Genomic DNA, 22,526 nt, shown 5'->3' on the forward strand with positions numbered 1-22,526 from the left:
GCGGTCGCGCATCAGCGTTGAGCGACGAGCGGAGCGAGGAGTCGAAACGGCGTTCTGGAGGGAAACCGCGTTTCGACTCGCTCCGCTCGCTCAACGAGCGAGGTGGGGGACGATCGCTGAACGGACGGAGCGAGGAGTCGAAACGGCGTTCTGGAGGGAAACCGCGTTTCGACTCGCTCCGCTCGCTCAACGAGCGAGGGGGGTCAGCCGCCGAGGGCGACGTTGGTCGTCTGCACCGGCTCGTCGTAGATCGCGGAGATCTCCTCGGCGAAGTCCTGCAGGATCACGTTCCGCTTGATCGACAGCTTCGGCGTGAGGTGGCCGGAGGCCTCGGTCCATTCCGAGCCGAGGATCGTGAACTTCCGGATCGACTCGGCCCGCGAGACGGTCGCGTTCGCGGCATCCACCGCACGCTGCACCTCGGCGCGGACGGCCTCGTGCTTCGCGGCGTCGGCGAGGGACATGTCGCCGGACAGGCCGTTGTTCGCGAGCCACGTCGGCAGCATCTCGGGGTCGAGCGTGACCAGGGCCGAGATGAACGGCTTCTGGTCACCGACCACGACCACCTGGCCGACCACGGGGTTCGCACGGATCGGGTCCTCGAGGGCGGCAGGGGCGACGTTCTTCCCTCCCGCTGTGACGATGATCTCCTTCTTGCGCCCGGTGATCGTGAGGAAGCCCTCGCTGTCGAAGCTTCCCAGGTCACCGGTGCGGAACCATCCGTCGTCGAACGCCGCGGCCGTCGCCTCGGGGTTGTTCCAGTACTCCTTGAAGACGTTGATGCCCTTGACCTCGATCTCGCCGTCCTCGGCGAGTCGGATGCCGACGCCGGGCAGCGCCGGGCCGACGGTGCCGATCTTCGCCTTGTCGGCGAGGTTGACGGAGGCCGGAGCGGTGGTCTCGGTCAGGCCGTAGCCCTCGAGGATGACGACGCCAAGGCTGTGGAAGAAGTGTCCGAGACGCGCGCCCAGGGGTGCGGAGCCGGAGATCGCGTACACGACGTTGCCGCCCATGGCGGCGCGCAGCTTCGAGAACACCAGCTTGTCGAACAGTGCGAACTTGATCCGCAGGCCGAGCGGGATCCGGCGTCCCTCCTCGACGAGACGCGAGTGCTCGATCGCGGCTGCCGCGGCGGCGTGGAAGATCTTGCCCTTGCCGCCGGCCTCGGCCTTCTGCTCCGCCGAGTTGTACACCTTCTCGAACACGCGGGGGACGGCCAGGAGGAACGTGGGCTTGAAGGAGCCGAGGGCGGGGAGGAGCTGCTTAGTGTCCGGCTGATGCCCGGTGCGCACGCCCGCGTGGATGTTGAGGATCGAGATGAACCGCGCGAACACATGCGCGGTCGTGATGAACAGCACGGTCGACGCGCCGGGGGTCGTGACCACGGCGTCCAGCGCCTTGGCGGAGTTGCGCGAGAGCTCGACGAAGTTGCTGTGCGTCAGGACGCAGCCCTTCGGACGCCCCGTCGAGCCCGAGGTGTAGATCAGCGTCGCAATGTCGCTGCCGACGGCGATCTGACGGCGGCGTTCGATCTCGGCATCCTCGATCGCCTCGCCCTGCGCCGTCAGCGCGTCGATCGCGCCCAGGTGCATCTGCCAGACCTCGCGGACGAGCGGGAGATCACCGCGCACCTCGTCGAAGCGCTGGAAGTGGTCCGAGGACTCCACGATGATCGCGATCGCCCCGGAGTCCTCCATGATCCACTGGATCTGCGCGGGGGAGCTGGTCTCGTAGATCGGAACCATGACCGCGCCGGCGTAGAACAGCGCGAAGTCGATCAGCGACCACTCGTACGTGGTGCGCGCGATGAAGCCGACCTTGTCGCCGGGCTGGATGCCGGCAGCGGCGAAGCCCTTGGCCAGGGCGATCACGGCCGTCTGGAAATCGGCGGCGCTGATGTCGCGCCATCCTTCGCCCTGCGGGACGGAGAACAGGGCGAGATCCGGTGTCGCCTTCGCCCTCTCCACCAGCAGGTCGGTGACGTTCGCCTGCGGGTCGGCGGGGACGATCGCGGGAACTTCGAACTGGACCACGGCAGCTCCTTCGGTACCGGTCGGGCACGGTGTTGCGTCGAGTCTAAGGCATGGGATTCAGTCGCGCGATCACTGGTACTGCGTCGCAAGGCATGGCCGGGCGCTAGACTGCACAACGATGTTCTACTGGCTGATGAAGTACGTCGCGATCGGCCCCATCGTCAAGGCGATCTTCCGCCCCTGGATCGTGGGCCGGCGCAACGTGCCGACGACGGGAGCGGCGATCCTCGCCAGCAATCATCTCTCGTTCGCGGATTCGATCTTCCTGCCGCTCATGATCGATCGTCCCATGTCGTTCCTCGCCAAGAGCGACTACTTCACCGGCCGTGGGATCAAGGGGTGGGCGACGCGCTTCTTCATGAAGGCCACCGGTCAGCTGCCCATCGACCGCTCCGGTGGCAAGGCCTCGGAAGCGTCCCTGAACACGGGCCTGCAGGTGCTCGGACGCGGCGATCTGCTGGGCATCTATCCCGAGGGGACCCGCAGTCCTGACGGGCGCCTCTATCGCGGCCGCACGGGCATCGCGCGCATGGCGCTGGAGGCCAGGGTCCCGGTGATCCCCGTCGTCATGGTCGACACCGACACGGCGATGCCGATCGGGCAGCGCCTGCCGAACATCGTCCGGGTCGGCATCGTGATCGGAGAGCCGCTGGACTTCTCCCGCTACGCGGGCATGGAGAACGACCGGTACATCCTCCGCTCCGTCACGGACGAGATCATGATCGCCCTGCAGCGACTGGGGGAGCAGGAGTACGACGACGTCTACGCGTCGACCGTCAAGGACCGCCTCCCGGCCCGCGTCACACGACGGTCCTGACGGCTCTGGCGGGGAGCGCCGCCCAGTAAGCTGGGGAGATGCCGAACCCGCATGACGCCGCTCTCGACGCATGGCGCTCCCTCCCGATCAAGCAGCAGCCGCAGTGGCCGGACGCCGAGCGCGTCGCCGAGGTCTCCGGCCAGATCGCGGCACTGCCTCCGCTGGTGTTCGCCGGCGAGGTCGACAACCTGCGCGATCGGCTCGCCCGCGCGGCCTCCGGCCAGGCGTTCCTGCTCCAGGGCGGTGACTGCGCCGAGACGTTCGCGGGTGCCACCGCCGAGCAGATCCGCAACCGGATCAAGACCGTGCTGCAGATGGCCGTCGTACTCACCTACGGGGCGTCCATGCCCGTCGTCAAGATGGGACGAATGGCCGGGCAGTTCGCCAAGCCGCGCTCCAGCGACACGGAGACCAGGGGCGACGTGACCCTGCCGGCCTACCGCGGCGACATCGTCAACGGCTACGACTTCACCGAGGTCTCGCGTCAGGCGGACCCCGCGCGTCTGCTGCAGGGCTATCACACGGCCGCCTCGACGCTGAACCTCATCCGCGCGTTCACGCAGGGCGGCTTCGCGGACCTGCGCGAGGTGCACTCGTGGAACCGCGGCTTCGCCCAGAACCCGGCCAACCAGCGCTACGAGCGCATGGCGAACGAGATCGACAGGGCGATCAAGTTCATGGAGGCGGCCGGCGCCGACTTCGACGAGCTCAAGCGCGTCGAGTTCTTCACCGGGCACGAGGGTCTGCTCATGGACTACGAGCGCCCGATGACCCGCATCGACTCCCGCACGGACACGCCCTACAACACGTCGGCGCACTTCCTCTGGATCGGGGAGCGCACGCGCGACCTCGACGGCGCGCACATCGATTACTTCTCGCGCATCCGCAACCCCATCGGCGTGAAGCTCGGTCCCACCACGACCCCGGAGACGGCGCTGGCGCTGATCGACAAGCTCGACCCCGAGCGCGAGCCCGGCCGTCTCACCTTCATCACGCGCATGGGGTCGGGAAAGATCCGCGACGCGCTTCCGCCGCTTCTCGAGGCCGTGAAGGATACCGGAGCCGCACCGCTCTGGGTCACGGACCCGATGCACGGCAACGGCATCACGACGCCGACCGGCTACAAGACGCGCCGCTTCGACGACGTCGTCGACGAGGTGCGCGGCTTCTTCGAGGCGCATCGCGCGGTCGGCACGTTCCCCGGCGGCATCCACGTCGAACTCACCGGAGACGACGTCACGGAGTGCCTCGGCGGCTCCGAGCACATCGACGAGGCGGATCTCGCGACCCGCTACGAGTCGCTGTGCGATCCTCGCCTGAACCACATGCAGTCCCTCGAGCTGGCGTTCCTCGTGGCCGAGGAGCTCGAGTCCCGCTGAACCGACTGAGGACGTCCCGCCGTTCTGCGCAGGGACGTCCTAGAACGTTCCGCCGATCGTGAGCTCGATCGTGGCGCCCTTGCGCTGCGGTTCCGTGGGCGACTGCGCTTCGACGCGGGTGCTCTCGTTGGCGGGGAAGTCCCAGAAGCTGTTGTAGGAGTAGGTGAAGCCGGCGTCGTCCAGGGCCTTCTTCGCTTCGTCCCTGGTCATCCCGACCACATCCGGCACCTCGAACAGCTCTGGTCCCTTCGAGACGATCAGGGTGGCCTCGTCGCCCGGACGCCACAGGCCCTCCTCGGCCCGGTCCTCGATGCCGATGACGTCGCCGTCCGCGATGTCGTCGCTGAAGCGCAGGCTCGGCTCCTCGGTGACCACGAGGCCCTTGTCGGTGAGGGTCTTGGTCGCCTGGTTCACCGTCATGCCCGTGACGTCGGGGACCTCGCCCAGCGAGACCTGGATCGTCGCCGTGTCGTCCTCGAGGACCTCGCAGCCCTCTCCGCACGCGTACGCGTCGCCGCCGGCCCGGGGAGTGATGCGCACGTTGAGGACGGAGCCCTCCGGCACATCGCTGGAGAAGTACGTCTCGTCGTCGGTGACGTTGAGCTTCGCGCCGGTGAGGATGCCGCGGACGTCCTCGGCGCTCTGACCGGCGAGCGGGTCCAGCGTGTGCGCGGCCGGCCCGGTGGAGATCACGACAGTGACCTCGGTGCCCTTGTCCAGGCGCTGCCCCGGTTCGGGGTCGGTGCGGATGGTCTGACCGGCGTCGACGTCGATCGAATCCGCCTCGGCGCGGACCGCGACGAGATCGTGCTCGGCCAGTTCGGCCTCGGCGGCCTCGAAGGTAAGGCCCGCGACATCGGGGACGGCGACCAGCGACCCGGGTCCGGATCCGAACCACCAGCCCACGCCGCCGGCGACCGTGGCGAGCAGCAGGACGAGCGCGAGCAGGAAGGCTCCGCGGGCGCGGCGGCGCGACGCGCGCCGCCGCAGGAGCGTCGCGTTGTCGACCTGTTGGGCCACCGGGCCCGTCGGGTCCGCGATGACGGCAGTTCCCGGCAGGACCTTGGTCACGTCCCCGGAGTCCAGCTGCGAGCGCGCCGGAGGAGAGGTCGCCGCGGCGACCTGAGGGGCGATGCCGAGATCCTGTTCGATCTCGCGGAGCCGGTTCAGCATCGCCTGCGCGTCGTCGGGGCGCTCCTGCGGGGAGCGCTCGGTCGCCCAGAGCACGAGCTCGTCCAGCGGCTCGGGGACGCCGGGATTGCGCACGCTCGGTCGCGGCACCGATTCGGTCGCATGCTGGAACGCGATCTGCATGGGCTGCTCGCCCTTGTACGGCTGCTCGCCGGTGAGCATCTCGTAGAGCATGATGCCCAGCGCGTAGATGTCGCTGCGGGCGTCGGCGGTGCCGCGCGTCACGAGCTCCGGCGCGAGATACGCGATGGTGCCGAGGAGCTGCGCTCCCGTCGCGGTGTTCGCCGTGGTGGCCCTGGCGAGGCCGAAGTCGCCGATCTTGATCCGGCCGTCCTCGGCGAGCAGCACGTTCTCGGGCTTGACGTCGCGGTGCACGATGCCGGCGCGATGCGCGGCGGCCAGACCGGACAGCACCGCGTCCATGATCGTGATGGTCTGCGGGATCGTGAGCCGGCGCTGTTCGCGCAGCAGCTCACGCAGCGTGATGCCAGGCAGATACTCCATCACCAGGTAGGCCAGCTCGCCGTCCTGGCCCTGGTCGAACACGTTCACCACGTGAGGATCGGCCAGGCGCGCGGCCGCGCGCGCCTCCTGGATGAACCGGCTCTGGAAGTTCGAGTCGTCGCTGAGGTGCGCGTGCATGACCTTCAGGGCGATGCGGCGCTCCAGGCGCAGATCGGTGGCGACGTACACCGTGGCCATGCCGCCGCGGGCGATCCGGGCGCGGACACGATAGCGACCGTCGACAAGCCGCCCGATGAGGGGGTCGGCCTGCTGATTCGTCGTCACGAAGAAAGTCTACGGAGAACAGCCTGCAAGCCCGGGCAACGGCGCACCCCTGCGGCGATACGCGCGCGGCTCTGCGGGGTCACCCGTACTGGGCCAGCCATCGGTACGCGGCCTGCTCCCACTGCCCGTACCGCTCGGGGAAGGCGGAGTTCTGCACGGCCTGCGCCGCGTCCGTGAAGCGCATGGACTCCCAGCCGTCGATGTCGAGCAGTCCATGCGTCATCGTGCCGTCGGCGTTGGTCGTGCCGGTGTAGAAGGCGCGGATCGCGTAGTCGCGGTGCCGGATCTGCTCGGCGGTGCCCCACCCGGTGCTCGGCCGCTGCTGGAACAGGCCGAGCGAATCGCGATCGCCCCAGTCGAGGTTGCGCAGCCAGGATTCCACCATGCTGGTGGCGAGGGCGATGGCGATGCCGCGATCCGAGACGCCGAGGTCGCGGCCGATCCGGATGATCATGGCCGCGTTCTCGGCCTGAGGCGCGTTCAGCTCCGCCGTCTTCTGGCCGGTGTTCGAGGTCGCCGCCACGGTGGCGGGGCCGGGGATCGTGAGCTTCTGACCCGGATAGATGATCGACGAGCGGGACAGGCCGTTGGCGGCGAGGACGGCGCTGATCGTGGTGCCGTGCTTCGCCGCGATCCCGGTGATGGTGTCGCCCGCCGCGACCGTGTGGCTCGTCGACGAGCTGCTGGGCGCGGGAGCGGGGGCCGGGGTGGATGCCGGCGCCGATGCGGCCGAGCCCGCGACGCGGATCTTCTGACCGGGGTAGATGATGGAGGAGCGGGACAGGCCGTTGGCGGCCAGGACGGCGTCGATCGTGGTTCCGTACTTCGCGGCGATGCGCGTGATCGTGTCGCCGGCGACGACGGTGTGGGTCTGCGTCTGCGGGGCCGGGGCCGAAGTCGCCGGCGCCGCGGGTGCGCTGGGAGCGGTCAGCCGCAGCACCTGCCCCGGACGGATCAGCGCGTTCGCGCCGAGCCCGTTCCACGACAGCAGGTCCGCGGAGCGCAGGCCGTACCGCTTCGCGATCGCCCACACGGTGTCACCCGAGCGCACGGTGTGCGTGGCGGGGGTCGGAGCAGCGGCAGGAAGGGTGCGGGAGCCGAGGACATGGATCCCGTCGAGGGCTCCGGTCGCGGTCTCGGCCGCCGAGGCCGGTGCGGCGGTGAGTGTGCCCGCGAGCGTGCTCAGAAGCGCGGCCGGCACTCCCACCTGCAGGTGGCGGGTGCGGCGTCGCATGGTCTGCTGGATCAAGGTTCCCCCCTTAAATCGCCGAATCCACGCTGACACGGATGTATACGTAAGTCAACAGAAGTGGAGAATGTGACTGTTGTGACGAATGAGGCGACATGCATCTCCCGCCCCGAGGTGAGATAGTGAACAACGTGTCTGAGACTGCCCCCGAAGCGACCCCCACTGACTGGCTGACCCTGCCCGATCTCGTCGAGGTGCTGGGGGAGACCCAGAGCCGTGTGCGCCGCCTGATCGATGAGCATCATCTGATCGCCTCGCGTCGTACGGGCGTGCTCGCGGTCCCTGCGGTCTTCATCGTGGACGGGCATCCGCTCTCGTCCCTGCGGGGGACGATCATCGCGCTGCAGGACGCCGGATTCACGGACGACGAGATCATCGACTGGCTCCTCGCCGAGGAGGACACTCTGGGACGCGCCCCCATCGCCGCGCTGCTGGACGGGCACAAGAGCGAGGTACGGCGCATCGCGCGCACGCTCGCCTGATCAGGCGACGCGTGCCGTCGCGGCTCGTGCGAGGTCGCGCAGCTCTCCGACCGCCGCATTGTCGAGCTTCGCACCGCGGAGTGCGCGGTCTGCCGTCTGCGCATAGTCGGAGATCAGCGTCTCGACGCGATCCAGCGCGCCGCTGTCGCGCACGGTGGACTGCAGAGCCGCGATCTGATGGTCGTCGAGGTCGGGATCGCCGAGCATCTCGTCGAGCAGGGTTCGAGCCGGCGACGCCAGGCGCTCGCGCGTGAAGGCGACGAGCACGGTGCGCTTGCCCTCCCGCAGGTCGTCGCCGCTGGGCTTTCCCGTGAGAGCAGGGTCGCCGAAGACGCCCAGGACGTCGTCGCGCAGCTGGAACGCCATGCCGAGCGGCATGCCGAACCGCTCCAGCGCCTCCAGCTGAGGCAGGTCGGCGCCGGCGAGCAGCGCCCCGAGCAGCAGCGGCTGCGCGACGCTGTAGCGAGCGGACTTGAAGGACACCACGCGCAGTGCGCGCTCGGCGTGCTCGGCGAGCGGACTGACGCTCCACGCGGACTCCTCGGCGATGTCGAGGAACTGCCCGGTCGTGACATCCCGGCGCATCCGTCCGTACTCGGCACGCACGGCCGCCGCGTTCGGGTGCTGCGCCAGCGCCTGCTCGAGCAGGTCATCGCTCCACGCGACGAGGAGGTCGCCGAGCAGGATCGCGGAGGCGCGTCCGAAGTCCTCGGCGTCTCCGCTCCACCGCGCGGCGACATGCTCCGCCTCGAGCGCGCGGTGCGCGGCCGGCCGCCCGCGGCGCGTGTCGGAATTGTCGATGAGGTCGTCGTGCACGAGTGCCGCGGCCTGGAACACCTCGAGGGAGGCGCACAGCTGCCACAGCGCCTCGGGTTCCGCGGCCCGCCGATCGGCGGCTCGCGCGACCGCGCTCCAGCCGGCGTGGCAGAACCGGGCACGCAGTCGCTTGCCGCCGCTCAGCGTCCGTGCTGCGGCCTCGATGAAGCGGCGTCCTTCCGGTCCGTAGTCGCCGGCTTCGGCGCGCATCCGATCGAGGAAGAGGTCGAGGGCGCGCGAGACGGCGTCGGCGACGGAGGAGGTCGAGGGCACGGCTCCAGCCTACGGCGACGATGTGAAGACCTCTCAGCCGATCTCTAGCCTCCGGCCCTGCGCGCGAGTAGAATGAAGGACACGAAACCCGAGGGGGACGGAATGCCACTGTCCGAACAGGAGCAGCGTCTGCTCGACGAGATGGAACGCCATCTCCTCAAGAACGACGCAGACGTCGTCAGCGCGCCGTCCGGAGACCGCGTGCTGAGCTACCGGAACCTCGTCTACGGCGCGGTCCTGCTGCTCGTCGGCATCGGGGCGCTGGTCGTCGGCGTCGCCCTCGCCGGAGAACTCGGCGCCTTCGCCGTCGTCATCGGCGTCATCGGCTTCCTGGCCATGCTCGGGGGCGTCATGCTCGCGGTGACCCCGGTGCGTCGTGCGCCCGGGTCGACGCCCAAGGTGCCGCGGCGCAAGAGCGACGCCGCCTCGGGCGGGTTCATGGACCGCATGAACGATCGCTGGGATCGCCGCCAAGAGGGCCGCTGACCCCACTTCTCTCCACTTCGAAGAACCCGGATGCTCTGAGCATCCGGGTTCTTCGCGTTTCCGGGGCCGGTGAGCTCCCCGGGCCTCCACCTGCCCTCCACTGGCGCTCCACTTCCCTCCACCGCTGATTCCTCCCCGTGTTTCCGCGGATCCCTGGCGTTCGCGTTGGCGCGGATCGCTGCGGTCTGTCATGATCTTCGGGTTTGGTCGTAGGAATGTGGAGGAAAGTGGAGTAAAGTGGGGCACACCTCGAGTTGGCCGGACGAAGAGGGGGTGAAGGCCGATGCTGCTGGGGACGCACTCACCGAAGCTCGACGACAAAGGTCGGGTCATCCTGCCGGCGAAGTTCCGCGAGGATCTGGCCGGCGGCATCGTCGTCACCCGCGGACAGGAGCGCTGCCTGTACGTCTTCAGCACGGCCGAGTTCGAGCAGATGCATGAGCGGATCCGGCAAGCGCCGCTCAGCAACAAGCAGGCCCGCGACTTCCTGCGCATGTTCCTCTCCGGGGCGAGCGCCGAGATGCCCGACAGCCAGAACCGCATCACTATCCCGGCGCACCTGCGTCAGTACGCGGGGCTCGAGAAGGAGCTCGTCGTCACCGGTGTCGGCGCCCACGCCGAGATCTGGGATGCCGCGGCCTGGAACGCCTACCTCGAAGGAAACGAGGAATCGTACGCAGAACTGGAGCAGGAGGTGATTCCGGGATTGTTCTGACCTCGACTGTGATGCCCCGCCGCTCCCGCCCCGACACACTTCCCCGGTGCCGGGTCGAGAAGCGGAGGGGGATCAGAGTCGAAGGTCTCCCGAAGACATCATGAGCATCCGCGACATCCACACCCCGGTCCTCCTGGAGCGCTGCGTCGAGCTGCTGGCCCCCGCGCTGGCGCACGACGGCGCCGTGCTCGTCGACGCCACGCTCGGCATGGGCGGTCACGCCGAGGCGTTCCTCGAGCGATTCGAGAACATCCGCCTCATCGGCCTCGACCGCGACACGGATGCACTGCGCATCGCCTCGGAGCGCCTCGCGCGCTTCGGCGGGCGCGTGTCGTTCGTGCACTCGGTGTACGACGAGATCGGCCTGCATGCGCAGGGCGCGGACGGCATCCTCTTCGACCTGGGCGTCTCTTCCCTGCAGCTGGACGAGGCGGATCGCGGGTTCGCGTACTCCCAGGACGCCCCGCTGGACATGCGGATGGACCAGACCAAGGGCACGACCGCGGCGGAGGTGCTCGCCACGTACAGCGAGGGCAACCTGCGGCGCATCTTCGAGCGCTACGGCGAGGAGAAGCTCGCCGCGCGGTACGCCCGTTTCATCGTCCAGGCGCGGCAGAGCGCGCCGCTGGAGCGCTCCGGGCAGCTCGTCGACCTGCTGATCGCCGCGACGCCCGCAGCGGCCCAGCGGGCCGGTCACCCCGCCAAGCGGGTGTTCCAGGCGCTGCGGATCGAGGTCAACTCCGAGCTGAGCGTGCTGGCCGACGCGATCCCGTCGGCCATGGACGCCCTGAGCATCGACGGCCGCATCGTGGTGATGTCGTACCAGTCGCTGGAGGACCGCCTCGTCAAGCAGGCGTTCGCCGCGGCATCCGCCTCCACCGCTCCGGCAGGGCTCCCCGTGGAGCTCCCCGAGCACGCACCGCGGTTCCGGATGCTGACCAAGGGCGCCGAACTCGCGGGTGAGGAAGAGCGCGCGCGCAACCCGCGTGCGATCCCGGTGCGTCTGCGCGCCGCCGAGAAGCTGAGGGAGCGGTCATGAGCGCCGAAGCCACCGCACGTCTGCTGCCCGCACCGAGTGCTCCGGCCCGTGAGGAGCGCGGACGCCGCCTGCGTCCCGTCGAACAGCCGGCTCCTCGACGCCGGCCCAAGCTCGCCTACGCGCTCGTCGCGCTGGCCGGAGCTGCGGTCATCGCCGCCGTGCAGATGGGCCTGACGCTCGCGACGACGCACGACTCGTTCGTCCTCGCCGACCTGAAGTCCGAACAGCGCTCGCTGACCCTCGAGACCCAGGCGCTCGAGGAGCAGCTCGCCGGCACGACCTCTCCGCAGGCGCTCGCCACCAAGGCGAGCGAGCTGGGCATGGTCGTCGCCGGCAGCGCGTCCTACCTCCGCCTCAGCGACGGGGCGGTGGTCGGCGCGGCCGACGGAGCCGACTGGACCTCGACGGTCGATCCGAACGGTCCCGGTGCGGTCGCGAACTCGCTGCTGGTGGATCAGAAGGCGACAGAGGCTGCGGCATCGGCCGAATCCGCGACCTCGACCGAGTCCACGACCCCGCAGCAATCCGACACGCCGCCGGCGATCACCGAGGGGCTCCCGACCCCGAGCACACACTGAGACAGGAGAGATGATGACGACGCGAGCAACCCGTGGTCCCCGTCGGCGCACCGTCGTCGCCCTCGCCGTCGTCCTCTCCGTCCTCGCGGCGTTCGTGGTCCGGCTCGTGGACATCCAGGTGGTCAACGCCGATGACCATGTGGCCGACTCGCTCGACATCGGCAATCTGGGCCTGACGACCACGATCGAGGGCAACCGCGGGAGCATCGTCGACGCGAACGGCACCGTGCTCGCCGCGAGCACGCTCGTCTACGACGTGCAGCTGTCGCCGTCGCTCATCGCGATCGTCGACGACGAGGACAACAAGAACCCGCCGAAGTACCTGTGGGCCGAGGCCTCCGACCGGATCGCCGCGATCATCGGCACCACCGGCGAGAAGCTGCGCGCGGATGTCGCGGCTGATCTCGAGAAGAACCCCGAATCGCAGTACCTGCCGCTCAAGACCGGTCTCAACACCGCGCAGTACCTGGAGCTGAAGGAGCTCAAGGACGCGGGGCTGTCCTACCTCGCCATGAAGTCCCGGAGCGTCCGCGTGTATCCCAACGGCGCCGTCGCTGGGACCATGGTCGGATTCGTCAACGGTGCGGGCGAGGGCCAGTACGGCGTCGAGCGGATGGCCGCGGAGTGCCTGGCGGCGACGGACGGCGAGCAGACCTATCGTCGCGGCGAGGACGGCGTCGTGATCCCCGGCAGCGAGACGACGACGGAAGCCGTGGACGGCGGCGCCGTGCAGCTCACGCTCAACAGCGACCTGAACTGGTATCTGCAGCAGATGATCGCCGAGGAGGCCCAGCGGCAGGGCGCACAGAGCGCGACCGTGACCGTCGTCGAGGTGAAGACCGGCAAGATCCGCGCAGCGGCGGAGTGGCCCTCGGTGGACCCGAACAACGTCGACGGCACACCGCAGGACTACTGGAAGTCGCAGATCTTCTCCAAGCAGTTCGAGCCGGGATCCACGTTCAAGGCGGTCACGGCGGCAACCATCATCGATCAGGGCGTCGCGGACTGGTCCACCAGCGTCACGGCGGACAGCCGCGAGTACTTCGACAACGGCGCCGAGATCAACGATCCGTTCTCGCATCCGCGCTACGAGTACACCCTCGCGGGGGCACTGATCGACTCGTCGAACGTCGCGCTCTCGAAGTACGGGACCATGGTCTCTCCCGAGGTGCGACACGACTACCTGGAGAAGTTCGGCGTCGGCCAGAAGACGGCCGTGGACTTCTACGACGAGCTCTCCGGCGTGCTGCATCCCGCCAGCGAGTGGGACAACCAGTCGCTGTACACCACGACGTTCGGTCAGCACTTCACGATCACAGCGGCCCAGCTGGCGAGCACCTACCAGACCTTCGCGAACGACGGCGAGCGCATCGACCTGTCCCTCATCGAGTCCTGCACGAAGGCCGACGGCACGGTCGTCGAGGCGGACGCGCCCGAGCACGAGCAGGTCATCAGCGAGAGCACAGCGGCGCAGGTCCAGCGCATGCTCGAGAACGTCGCCGTGCAGGGCGGGCTGTCCGAGCGGATCGAGATCCCGGGCTACCGCATCGCCACCAAGACCGGTACGGCACAGACGCCGGACGGACACGGCGGATACAAGTCCGGCATCTTCGACGTGAGCATCGTCGGGTACGCTCCGGCGGAGGATCCTGAGTACGTCGTCGTGGTGACGATGGACGAGCCGACTAAGCTGAGGACGTCTGCCGCCACCGCCACAGCCTTCCAGAAGGCGATGACGCAGGTGCTCAAGACCTATCGGGTCAAGCCGTCCACCGAACCCATGGACGAGCTGCTGCCCAAGTTCAAGTAAGCCGGCCCACCCGCCGCGCGTGGAGAAGTCATGATCGCCCTGTCCCTCGCCGAGATCGCCGCTGTCCTGAACGGGGAGCTGCGCACGTTCGGCGAACACACGCCGGAGAGCATCGTCGACGGCGTCGTCGACACCGACTCCCGCCAGATGGGCCCGGGGAGCGTGTTCGTCGCCAAGCCCGGTGCCACGACCGACGGCCACGCGTTCGTCGGGCAGGCGCTGCAGCGCGGCGCCGTCCTCGCGATCGTCGAGAGCGCCGTCGACGAGCCGATCAGTCAGATCGTCGTCGCCGATGCGGTGGCCGCGCTCGCGGACCTCGCGCGCGAGGTGGTGGCGCGCGTCCGCGCCCTCGGACGTCTCCGCATCGTCGGCATCACCGGTTCCAACGGGAAGACGACCACCAAGAACATGCTCGCACGCATCCTCGAGGGCGAAGGGCAGACCGTCGCGCCGATCAACTCGTACAACAACGAGGTCGGCGCCCCTGTCACCATGCTGCGGGTGAACGAGGACACCCGGTTCCTGGTGAGCGAGTTCGGCGCCAGCGCGCCGGGGCGCATCGCCCACCTCGCCGGCCTCGTCGAACCCGATCTCTCCATCGTGCTCATGGTCGGCATGGCCCACGCCGGAGGCTTCGGCGGCATCGAGGAGACCGCCAAGGCCAAGTCCGAGCTCGTCGCGGCGACCCGCCGGGGCGGGACGACCGTCCTGAACATGGACGACCCCCGGGTCGCGGCCATGCGCGCCGTCGCCGACGAGCGGGACATCACCGTGATCGGCTTCGGGCAGACGGCGGCGGCCGACGTGCGCGCGAGCGAGGTCGACGTCTCGGCATCCGGAACCCGGTGCCTCGTGCATGCGGACGGCGAGGAGCCGCGGCCGCTGGAGCTCAAGGTCCTCGGAGCGCACCACGTGTCCAACGCCCTCGCCGCCGTCTCAGCGGCCCGCGCGCTCGGCGTCCCCACCGCCACCGCCGTCGCGCGGCTGGAGACCCTCGAGATCGCCGAGCGATGGCGCATGCAGCCGATGGGCAACGACGACGTCCGCATCATCAACGACGCGTACAACGCCAGCCCGGACTCGATGGCCGCAGCCCTGCGCACCCTTGCCCAGATCACCGGCCCCGCCGAGCGCACGGTCGCCGTCCTGGGTGCGATGAGCGAACTGGGCGAGAGCGCGGGGGAGGAGCACGACCGCGTCGGTCTGCTCGCCGTCCGGCTGAACATCCAGCGCATCGTCGTGGTCGGCCCCGAGGCGCGCCGGCTGTACATCTCCGCCATCGGGGAGGGCTCCTGGGACGGCGAGGCGGTGCACCTGCCGGATCAGGACGCCGCGTTCGAGTACCTGAAGAGCGAGCTGCGACCGGGGGACCGGGTGCTCGTCAAGTCGTCCAATTCCGTGGGGCTCCGGCACCTCGGTGATCGTCTGGGAGAATTGTTCTCGTGAGGTCCCTGCTTATGGCGGCGGCGATATCGCTCGCCTTCACGCTCTTCCTGACCCCCGTCTTCTTGCGGCTGTTCCGCAAGTGGGGCTGGGGGCAGGTGATCCGCACCCCCGACGCGATCGAGAACCCGAGTCACGAGGCCAAGCGCGGCACCCCGACGATGGGCGGCGTGATCTTCATCGTCGGTACCATCGTGGGTTATTTCACCGGCATCTACGCCGGCGGGAGCGAGCCGACGATCTCGGCCATGCTCGTGCTGTGGCTCATGGTCGGCTTCGGCGCGGTCGGGTTCATCGACGACTACATGAAGGTGCGGTCGCAGCGCAGCCTCGGGCTCTCCGGCTGGCGCAAGATCGTCGGCCAGCTCATCGTGATGATCCCGTTCGGCATCTTCGCGCTGAACTTCCCCAACGACTTCGGCAACACCCCGGCCAGCGGATTCGTCTCGCTGTTCCGCGACATTCCGTGGCTGAACCTCTTCGCGGGAGGCGTGATCCTGGGGTGGGCGCTGTACCTGCTCTGGATCTCGGTCATCGGCGTCGCGACGTCGAACAGCGTCAACCTCACCGACGGGCTGGACGGCCTCGCCGCCGGCGCCGGCGTCTTCGTGGTCGGCGCGTACAGCCTCATCACGTTCTGGCAGTTCAAGCAGGTGTGCGGCGAGGACATCGACCCCTCCGTGCTCTCGGCCTGCTACGAGGTGCGCGATCCGTTCAGCCTCGCCATCGTCGGGGCCTCGTTCGCCGCCGGCCTCATCGGATTCCTCTGGTGGAACGCGCCCAAGGCCAAGGTCTTCATGGGCGATGTCGGTTCGATGGCCATCGGCGGCGTCATCACGGCCATGGCGATCCTCAGCCGCACCGAGCTGCTGCTCCTCGTCATCGCGGGCATCTTCGTCCTGTCGTCCGGCTCGGTCATCCTGCAGCGGGGGTACTTCAAGATCACCCGCGGCAAGCGACTGTTCCTGATGAGCCCGTTCCACCACCATCTGGAGATGCGCGGCTGGCCCGAGGTCACGATCGTGGTGCGCCTGTGGATCATCGCAGGCCTCCTCGCGGTCTCGGCGGTGGGACTGTTCTACGTCGAGTGGTTGAGCCAGCTCGATGGCTGACGCGCGCCTGGACGCTCTGACCAGCTGGCACGCGGACTGGGCCGGTCTGCGCGTCGCCGTGCTCGGCCTGTCGGTGACCGGGTTCTCGGTCGCGGACACGCTCACGGAGCTCGGCGCCGAGGTCCTCGTGCTCTCGGAGAGCGCGACCGAGGAGTACGAGCGGCTTGTGCCGGTCATCGGAGCAGCTCTGGAGATCGGACCGCTCGACGCGGTGCCGGAGGCGCTCGTGGCCTTCAGTCCCGACGTGGTGATCGCGTCTCCCGGCTTCCCGCCATCGCATCCCGTGATCCGCTGGACGCAGCAGGAGGGCGTCGCCTTGTGGGGCGATGTCGAACTCGCCTGGCGCGTGCGCGACAAGGTCCTCCGCGAGGACGGCACGCCGGCGGACTGGGTGCTCATCACCGGCACGAACGGCAAGACGACGACGACGCAGCTCACCGCCGCGCTCCTCGTCGACGGCGGGCTCCGGGCCGCACCGTGCGGCAACATCGGCGTCCCCGTCCTGGACGCGGTCCGAGACCCCGGCGGCTTCGACGTGCTCGTCGTGGAGCTCTCCAGCCACCAGCTCTGGTATCTCGGACAGAGCGCGCCGGCGGCCGAGCTCTACCCGCACTCCACAGTCTGCCTGAACCTCGCCGACGACCACCTGGTCTGGCACGGCAGCGCGCAGGCCTATCGCGACGCCAAGGCGATCGTCTACCGCAACACCCGCGTCGCCTGCGTGTACAACAAGGCGGATGCCGCGACACGCGTCATGGTCGAAGAGGCCGACGTCGTCGAGGGCGCCAGGGCGATCGGATTCGACCTCGGCGTCCCTGGGCCGAGCGATCTCGGCATCGTGGATGGCATCGTCGTTGACCGCGCTTTCTTGGACGATCGCGCGCGCAGCGCCCTGGAGCTCACGACGGTCGCCGAGTTGGAACGTGCCGGGCTGTCCGCCCCGCACGTCGTGCAGAACATCCTCGCCGCGAGCGCGCTGGCGCGCTCGCTCGGTGTCGAGCCCGAGGCGATCGCCAGGGCGCTGGCGGCGTTCCGCATGGACTCCCACCGCATCCAGGTGATCGCGACGCATCGCGGCATCACATGGGTGGACGACTCCAAGGCGACGAACCCGCATGCGGCGGCGTCCTCCCTGCGCGCGTACCCCGGCGCCGTATGGGTCGTCGGCGGCGACCTGAAGGGCGTCGACATCGCCGAGCTCGTGGCCGATGTCGGGCCCACCGCGCGCGCGGCCGTGGTGATCGGCGTCGAGCGGGCGGAGGTCGTCGCGGCATTCGCACGACACGCGCCGGCGGTGCCCGTGTTCGAGGTCGTCACTGGCGACACTGGAGAGGTCATGAACCGCGTCGTGGAGATCGCGACCGGGATCGTCGATGGGGAGGGCACGGTCCTGCTGGCCCCCGCCGCGGCATCCTTCGATCAGTTCTCCAGCTACGCGGATCGCGGCCACCGCTTCGCCGAGGCGGTGCAGAGCTGGATCGATCGGGGGAGCGCCGATGACGCAGGTGGCTCGCCCGAAGCGCACTGAACCCGGAACCGCGGGCCTCGCGGCGCGCGTCTCGCTGGGGCGGCTGTTCACGCCGCCGTCCACCGAGTTCCTGCTGATCGCCTCCGCGGCGCTGCTGCTGACGGCGTTCGGACTCGTCATGGTGGTCTCCGCCACCGCCGCGGTCGAGAGCGGCACGATGGACACGGCCATCAAGCAGGGCCTGTTCGCGCTCGTCGGCATCCCGATGATGTTCCTGGTCAGCCGCATGCCCCTCGACTGGCTCAAGAGGCTCGCCTGGCCGGCGCTGATCCTCGCGACGCTCATGCAGCTGCTGGTGTTCACTCCGCTCGGTGTCGATTCCGGAGGAAACCGCAACTGGATCAAGGTCGCCGGCTTCACCCTGCAGCCCTCGGAGTTCCTCAAGCTCGCCCTCGCCCTGTGGATCGCCTATGTGCTGCTGCGCAAGCAGACCCGACTCGCGATCTGGCATCACGTCTTCATCCCGGTCGTGCCGGTGTCGTTGCTGGTGATCGGCTCGGTCATGGCCGGCGACGACCTCGGAACCGCCATGGTGCTCGTGCTCGTGCTGCTGGCCTGCCTGTTCTTCTCCGGCGTGAAGCTGCGCCTGTTCATCCTGCCGCTGCTGATCGGAGCCGGAGGCGTGCTCTTCTACGCGCTCTCCAGCGACAACCGCATGAAGCGCATCACGGCGCTGTGCGCGAACGTCGATCCGAGCGTGGACACCACGGCCTACACCGGTATCTGCTATCAGGCCATCCACGGCTTCTGGGGCATGGCGACCGGAGGCGTCTTCGGCCTGGGCCTGGGCAACTCGCAGGAGAAGTACGGCTGGCTGCCGGCCGCGGCGAACGACTACATCTTCGCCGTGGTCGGCGAGGAGCTCGGGCTCATCGGCTGCCTCGTCGTCATGGCGCTGTTCACGGTCTTCGCGGTGGGCGCCTTCCACATCATCCGCAAGACGGACGACCCGTTCGTCCGCGTCGCCGCGGGCGGGATCACGGTGTGGATCATCGGGCAGGCGCTCATCAACATCGGCGTCGTGATCGGCGTCTTCCCGGTCATGGGCGTGCCCCTGCCGTTCATGTCCCAGGGTGGAACGGCGCTGCTGTCCGTGCTCCTCGCGTGCGGCGTGCTGCTGGCCTTCGCGCGCACGATCCCCGCAGGCGAACGGGGTAAGGTCACCAGGTGACCACGTACCTGCTCGCCGGCGGAGGAACCGCCGGACATGTGAACCCCCTGCTCGCCGTTGCCGATGGACTGCGCGCGCGCGACGCCGCAGCGGACCTGCTCGTCCTCGGGACCGCCGAGGGGCTCGAGGCGCGGCTGGTCCCCGAGCGCGGCTACGAGCTGCTCATCGTCGACAAGGTGCCGTTTCCCCGCCGGCCGAACGCGCAGGCGCTGAGGTTCCCGTCCCGGTTCCGTCGCGCGATCCGCCAGGCGCGGGACCACATCCGCGCGCACGGCGTCGACGTCGTGATCGGCTTCGGCGGGTACGCCGCCGCTCCTGCGTACATCGCTGCGCGTCGTGAGGGAGTGCCGTACGTCATCCACGAGGCCAACGCCAAGCCCGGCCTCGCCAACCGGCTGGGTGCCGGACGCGCCGCGGCGGTCGGCGTCGCCTTCGACGGGACGCCGATGCGAGACGCCGATGTCGTCGGCATGCCTCTGCGCCGGGAGGTCATCGAGCTCGACCGTGCGGCCGCCAGGACCGAAGCCGCGCAGGCGTTCGGGCTGGACGCCGACCGGCCGGTGCTGCTCGTCTTCGGGGGCTCGCTCGGGGCCCAGCGCCTGAACGACGCTCTGGCGGACTCCTGGCAGGACGTGCTGGACGCCGGATGGCAGCTGCTGCACGTGACGGGGGAGCGCAGCGACCTCGCAGACCCGGGAGCACCGGGGTACGTCCTGCGCCGCTACGTCGACCGGATGGACCTGGCGTTCGCGCTGGCCGATCTCGTCGTCTCCCGCTCGGGCGCGGCGACGGTGAGCGAGATCAGCGCTCTGGGCCTGCCGGCGCTGTACGTGCCCTATTCGGTCGGCAACGGGGAGCAGCGGCTGAACGCGGCCTCCGCCGTCGCGGCCGGCGCCGCGGTTCTCCTGGATGACGCGACGTTCTCCGGGGACACCGTCCGCGAGGTCGTGGTGCCGCTGCTCGGCGATGCCGATCGCATCCGGGCGATGGCAGACGCCGCCGAGCGTGTGGGAACCCGTGCCGGCACCGAGAACGTCATCGCCCTCGTCGACCGGGCGCTGGCCACCGCGAACTAAACTGAGAACGACATGATCAGACCTGACCTCACCCTCCCGATCCCGGAGTCCATCACCGCCGCGCACTTCATCGGCATCGGCGGCTCGGGCATGAGCGGGCTCGCGAAGATGTTCCTGGATGCCGGGATCCGCGTGTCCGGTTCGGACCGGGCCGACAGCGACAACCTGCGTGCGCTGGCGGATGCCGGGGCCACCGTCCACGTCGGCCACGACGCCGCGCACCTGGGCGACGCGGACACCGTGATCCACACCGGGGCGATCTGGCCGGAGAACCCCGAGTTCCTCCTGGCCAAGGAGCGCGGACTGCATGTCATCCACCGCTCTCAGGCGCTGCACTGGCTGATCGGCGCGCGCCGGCTCGTGTCGGTCGCTGGTGCCCACGGCAAGACGACCTCCACGGGCATGATCATCACGGCCCTCCGCGAGCTCGGCGCCGACCCGAGCTTCGTCAACGGCGGCGTGATCGAGCAGCTCGGCGCCTCCAGCGCGACGGGATCGGACGACCTCTTCGTCATCGAGGCGGACGAATCCGACGGCACGTTCCTGCTGTACGACACGGCGGTCGCGCTCATCACCAACGTCGATCCCGACCACCTCGACTTCTACGGCTCGGACGACGCGTTCCACGACGCGTTCATCCGGTTCGCGGATGCCGCGACCGAGGCCGTCGTGATCTCCAGCGACGATCCCGGAGCGCTGCGGGTCACCGCCGGCCTGTCGCACCGGAACGTCATCACCTTCGGTCTCGCGGCGGACGCCGACCTGCGCATCACGGACATCGACACGCAGGGCCCCGTCAGCGCCACCCTGACGCGCGGCGCGGAGTCTGTTCGTCTCGTGCTCGCCGTTCCGGGCGCCCACAACGCCGTCAACGCCGCCGGTGCCGTCGCGGTGCTGATGGCGCTCGGGCACTCGCTGGCGGACGCCGCGCGTGCCCTGGAGGGCTTCGCCGGCACCGTGCGCCGTTTCGAGTTGCACGGGGTCGAGCGCGGCGTGCAGGTGTTCGACGACTACGCCCACCACCCGGCCGAGGTCAAGGTCGCGCTCGAGACCGCGCGCAGCGTCGCCGGCTCCGGACGCGTCATCGCGATCCAGCAGCCGCACACGTACTCCCGCACGCAGCACATGTTCCGCGAGTTCGCCGAGGTGCTCGAGCAGGGCGCCGACCACACCGTCATGCTCGACGTGTACGGCGCGCGTGAGGACCCGGTCCCCGGCGTGACCGGCGAGCTCGTCAGCGGCGCCTTCGCCGATCAGGGCAACGTCCATTACGTCGCCGACTGGCAGCAGGCCGCCGACTACACCGCGAGCATCGCACGCGAGGGGGACTACGTCATCACGCTGGGATGCGGGAACGTCTACCAGATCATCCCGCAGGTGCTCGACGCTCTCCGGCGGACCCCAGGGGACTGACGCATGCGTCGGCCTGCGCCCCTCCCGAGCACACCGGAGAAGCCCGAAGCGGCCGAGCAGCCGGTGCGCCGCCGACGCGCACCGCGCGACGAGGAGGCCGGGGCCGTCGTGACCCCGATGGCTCCCGCGGATGACGACGCCTCCGCCGAGGAGGCCGTCGACGGCATCCGGGACCAAGACGGCCGGCCGCTCACCCAGCGCGACGTCTGGCGTGCGGCGCGCGCACGGCGGAAGGCGCTCAAGAGCGAGATCCGGCGTTTCACGCAGCGCTCGCGCCGGCGGCGGATGATCTGGATCGGGAGTCTCGGCGCGCTCGTGCTTCTGGTCGGAGCGACGGCGCTGGCCGCGTACAGCCCGCTGTTCGCGGTCGAGAAGGTCACGGTGGTGGGGGCGTCGACGCTCGATCCCGCGGCGATCGAACAGGCGCTGGCCGATCAGGTCGGCACGCCGCTGGCGCTCGTCGACGCGAGCGAGGTGAAGGCCGCGCTGGTGGCCTTCCCGCTCATCGAGACGTACGCGCTCGAGGCCAAGCCGCCGCACGAGCTCACTGTTCGCATCGTGGAGCGCACCCCGGTCGGAGTGATCTCCTCCGACGCCGGCTACACGCTGGTCGATGCCGCCGGCGTCGCACTCGCGACGACGGACGCGCAGCCCGAGGGGCAGCCGATCCTCGACATCGACGGCGGTACCGGTACGCCTGCCTTCGAGTCCGCCGGGCTCGTGGTGCGCTCGCTCCCCGCGGACCTGCGCGGTCAGCTCACGCGCGTGCAGGCCTCGTCCCCCGACGACGTCACGCTCACGCTCGGGGACCGGACCGTCGTGTGGGGGAGCGCGGAGGAGTCCGCGCTCAAGGCGTTCGTGCTGTCCAAGCTCGTCGCGACGAACCCCGACGCCCGGACCTTCGACGTCACCGCGCCGAACGTCGGCATCGCCGGCTGACACCCCGTTCCCGTCCGCGCGGTGCGGGATTGCGAGACACGCGCGTGTCGTTGCGCGTGCACGCCGAACGGGCGCATACCTTCGATCAAGAGAACGCAATACCGGGAAATACTTTACACCTCTAGTTGAGGTTTAAGGTTCACATCCTCGCAGGACAGATTTCCAGGCTCGACATATCGGAGGCCGG

General features: G+C 69.4%; 19 protein-coding genes. 15 read left to right on the forward strand and 4 right to left on the reverse strand.

Annotated elements, in window-relative coordinates; all coding sequences use genetic code 11:
- Positions 1–203: 203 nt before the first annotated feature.
- Positions 204–2,033 (reverse strand): AMP-dependent synthetase/ligase, encoded by a 1,830-nt coding sequence (locus AC3RXZ_RS00365; protein WP_243226050.1) that lies wholly within the window; start codon positions 2,031–2,033, stop codon positions 204–206.
- Between the two features lie 118 nt (positions 2,034–2,151).
- Between AC3RXZ_RS00365 and AC3RXZ_RS00370 the strand changes: the two genes are divergently transcribed.
- Both AC3RXZ_RS00370 and AC3RXZ_RS00375 read left to right on the forward strand, forming a co-directional pair.
- Complete coding sequence (locus tag AC3RXZ_RS00370; RefSeq protein WP_243226049.1) at positions 2,152–2,850, forward strand: lysophospholipid acyltransferase family protein; 699 nt, start codon at positions 2,152–2,154, stop codon at positions 2,848–2,850.
- A 38-nt stretch (positions 2,851–2,888) separates the two neighbouring features.
- Positions 2,889–4,229 (forward strand): class II 3-deoxy-7-phosphoheptulonate synthase, encoded by a 1,341-nt coding sequence (locus AC3RXZ_RS00375; protein WP_491492826.1) that lies wholly within the window; start codon positions 2,889–2,891, stop codon positions 4,227–4,229.
- A 39-nt stretch (positions 4,230–4,268) separates the two neighbouring features.
- Here the strand turns inward: AC3RXZ_RS00375 and pknB are convergent, their stop codons facing one another.
- Complete coding sequence (pknB, locus tag AC3RXZ_RS00380) at positions 4,269–6,209, reverse strand: Stk1 family PASTA domain-containing Ser/Thr kinase (RefSeq protein WP_491492827.1); 1,941 nt, start codon at positions 6,207–6,209, stop codon at positions 4,269–4,271.
- 79 nt (positions 6,210–6,288) lie between these two features.
- Entirely contained in the window at positions 6,289–7,458 is a 1,170-nt protein-coding gene (locus AC3RXZ_RS00385; protein ID WP_491492828.1) for a LysM peptidoglycan-binding domain-containing protein, read from the reverse strand.
- A gap of 122 nt (positions 7,459–7,580) precedes the next feature.
- Here AC3RXZ_RS00385 and AC3RXZ_RS00390 point away from each other — a divergent pair, with 122 nt between their 5' ends.
- Entirely contained in the window at positions 7,581–7,940 is a 360-nt protein-coding gene (locus AC3RXZ_RS00390; protein ID WP_491492829.1) for an Rv2175c family DNA-binding protein, read from the forward strand.
- Here AC3RXZ_RS00390 and AC3RXZ_RS00395 read toward each other — a convergent pair whose 3' ends face one another.
- The gene (locus AC3RXZ_RS00395; RefSeq protein WP_491492830.1) at positions 7,941–9,029 is read right to left on the reverse strand and encodes a polyprenyl synthetase family protein; all 1,089 of its coding nucleotides are present in this window, start codon (positions 9,027–9,029) and stop codon (positions 7,941–7,943) included.
- A 102-nt stretch (positions 9,030–9,131) separates the two neighbouring features.
- On the opposite strand from AC3RXZ_RS00395, the gene AC3RXZ_RS00400 reads away from it, so the two are divergent.
- The 12 genes from AC3RXZ_RS00400 (at position 9,132) to AC3RXZ_RS00455 (ending at position 22,339) form a co-directional block, all read left to right on the forward strand.
- A complete protein-coding gene (locus AC3RXZ_RS00400) occupies positions 9,132–9,515 on the forward strand; it encodes an SCO2097 family morphological protein (RefSeq protein WP_491492831.1) in 384 nt (127 codons plus the stop codon).
- Between the two features lie 283 nt (positions 9,516–9,798).
- Complete coding sequence (gene mraZ, locus AC3RXZ_RS00405; RefSeq protein WP_243226042.1) at positions 9,799–10,230, forward strand: division/cell wall cluster transcriptional repressor MraZ; 432 nt, start codon at positions 9,799–9,801, stop codon at positions 10,228–10,230.
- A 100-nt stretch (positions 10,231–10,330) separates the two neighbouring features.
- Positions 10,331–11,269 carry a 16S rRNA (cytosine(1402)-N(4))-methyltransferase RsmH gene (gene rsmH, locus AC3RXZ_RS00410; RefSeq protein ID WP_491492832.1) on the forward strand — a complete coding sequence of 313 codons (939 nt, stop codon included), beginning with the start codon at positions 10,331–10,333 and terminating at the stop codon, positions 11,267–11,269.
- The gene (gene ftsL / locus AC3RXZ_RS00415; RefSeq protein WP_491492833.1) at positions 11,266–11,847 is read left to right on the forward strand and encodes a cell division protein FtsL; all 582 of its coding nucleotides are present in this window, start codon (positions 11,266–11,268) and stop codon (positions 11,845–11,847) included. Before rsmH ends, ftsL begins: the two co-directional genes overlap by 4 nt.
- A gap of 13 nt (positions 11,848–11,860) precedes the next feature.
- Entirely contained in the window at positions 11,861–13,657 is a 1,797-nt protein-coding gene (locus AC3RXZ_RS00420) for a peptidoglycan D,D-transpeptidase FtsI family protein (protein WP_491492834.1), read from the forward strand.
- Between the two features lie 30 nt (positions 13,658–13,687).
- Positions 13,688–15,103: a UDP-N-acetylmuramoyl-tripeptide--D-alanyl-D-alanine ligase gene (locus AC3RXZ_RS00425; protein ID WP_491492835.1), complete on the forward strand. Its 1,416-nt coding sequence runs from the start codon at positions 13,688–13,690 to the stop codon at positions 15,101–15,103.
- The gene (mraY, locus tag AC3RXZ_RS00430) at positions 15,100–16,212 is read left to right on the forward strand and encodes a phospho-N-acetylmuramoyl-pentapeptide-transferase (protein ID WP_243226036.1); all 1,113 of its coding nucleotides are present in this window, start codon (positions 15,100–15,102) and stop codon (positions 16,210–16,212) included. The genes AC3RXZ_RS00425 and mraY overlap by 4 nt, the downstream gene beginning before the upstream one ends.
- Complete coding sequence (gene murD / locus AC3RXZ_RS00435; protein WP_491492836.1) at positions 16,205–17,740, forward strand: UDP-N-acetylmuramoyl-L-alanine--D-glutamate ligase; 1,536 nt, start codon at positions 16,205–16,207, stop codon at positions 17,738–17,740. The genes mraY and murD overlap by 8 nt, the downstream gene beginning before the upstream one ends.
- Entirely contained in the window at positions 17,709–18,911 is a 1,203-nt protein-coding gene (locus AC3RXZ_RS00440; protein ID WP_491492837.1) for an FtsW/RodA/SpoVE family cell cycle protein, read from the forward strand. The genes murD and AC3RXZ_RS00440 overlap by 32 nt, the downstream gene beginning before the upstream one ends.
- The gene (locus tag AC3RXZ_RS00445) at positions 18,908–19,987 is read left to right on the forward strand and encodes a UDP-N-acetylglucosamine--N-acetylmuramyl-(pentapeptide) pyrophosphoryl-undecaprenol N-acetylglucosamine transferase (RefSeq protein ID WP_243226033.1); all 1,080 of its coding nucleotides are present in this window, start codon (positions 18,908–18,910) and stop codon (positions 19,985–19,987) included. Before AC3RXZ_RS00440 ends, AC3RXZ_RS00445 begins: the two co-directional genes overlap by 4 nt.
- A 12-nt stretch (positions 19,988–19,999) precedes the next feature.
- Positions 20,000–21,400, forward strand: a complete 1,401-nt coding sequence (murC, locus tag AC3RXZ_RS00450) for a UDP-N-acetylmuramate--L-alanine ligase (RefSeq protein ID WP_491492838.1) — start codon at positions 20,000–20,002, stop codon at positions 21,398–21,400.
- 3 nt (positions 21,401–21,403) lie between these two features.
- The gene (locus AC3RXZ_RS00455) at positions 21,404–22,339 is read left to right on the forward strand and encodes a cell division protein FtsQ/DivIB (protein WP_491492839.1); all 936 of its coding nucleotides are present in this window, start codon (positions 21,404–21,406) and stop codon (positions 22,337–22,339) included.
- Positions 22,340–22,526: the final 187 nt, after the last annotated feature.

Source organism: Microbacterium cucumeris (assembly GCF_058349845.2).

What these genes read in the sequence shown, in the direction of transcription:
- murD (WP_491492836.1), top strand. Translation starts at nt 16,205, where the DNA reads ATGGCTGACGCGCGCCTGGACGCTCTGACCAGCTGGCACGCGGACTGG.
- AC3RXZ_RS00455 (WP_491492839.1), top strand. Translation starts at nt 21,404, where the DNA reads ATGCGTCGGCCTGCGCCCCTCCCGAGCACACCGGAGAAGCCCGAAGCG.
- AC3RXZ_RS00425 (WP_491492835.1), top strand. Translation starts at nt 13,688, where the DNA reads ATGATCGCCCTGTCCCTCGCCGAGATCGCCGCTGTCCTGAACGGGGAG.
- mraZ (WP_243226042.1), top strand. Translation starts at nt 9,799, where the DNA reads ATGCTGCTGGGGACGCACTCACCGAAGCTCGACGACAAAGGTCGGGTC.
- rsmH (WP_491492832.1), top strand. Translation starts at nt 10,331, where the DNA reads ATGAGCATCCGCGACATCCACACCCCGGTCCTCCTGGAGCGCTGCGTC.
- AC3RXZ_RS00370 (WP_243226049.1), top strand. Translation starts at nt 2,152, where the DNA reads ATGTTCTACTGGCTGATGAAGTACGTCGCGATCGGCCCCATCGTCAAG.
- AC3RXZ_RS00440 (WP_491492837.1), top strand. Translation starts at nt 17,709, where the DNA reads ATGACGCAGGTGGCTCGCCCGAAGCGCACTGAACCCGGAACCGCGGGC.
- AC3RXZ_RS00400 (WP_491492831.1), top strand. Translation starts at nt 9,132, where the DNA reads ATGCCACTGTCCGAACAGGAGCAGCGTCTGCTCGACGAGATGGAACGC.
- AC3RXZ_RS00420 (WP_491492834.1), top strand. Translation starts at nt 11,861, where the DNA reads ATGACGACGCGAGCAACCCGTGGTCCCCGTCGGCGCACCGTCGTCGCC.
- AC3RXZ_RS00375 (WP_491492826.1), top strand. Translation starts at nt 2,889, where the DNA reads ATGCCGAACCCGCATGACGCCGCTCTCGACGCATGGCGCTCCCTCCCG.
- murC (WP_491492838.1), top strand. Translation starts at nt 20,000, where the DNA reads ATGATCAGACCTGACCTCACCCTCCCGATCCCGGAGTCCATCACCGCC.
- ftsL (WP_491492833.1), top strand. Translation starts at nt 11,266, where the DNA reads ATGAGCGCCGAAGCCACCGCACGTCTGCTGCCCGCACCGAGTGCTCCG.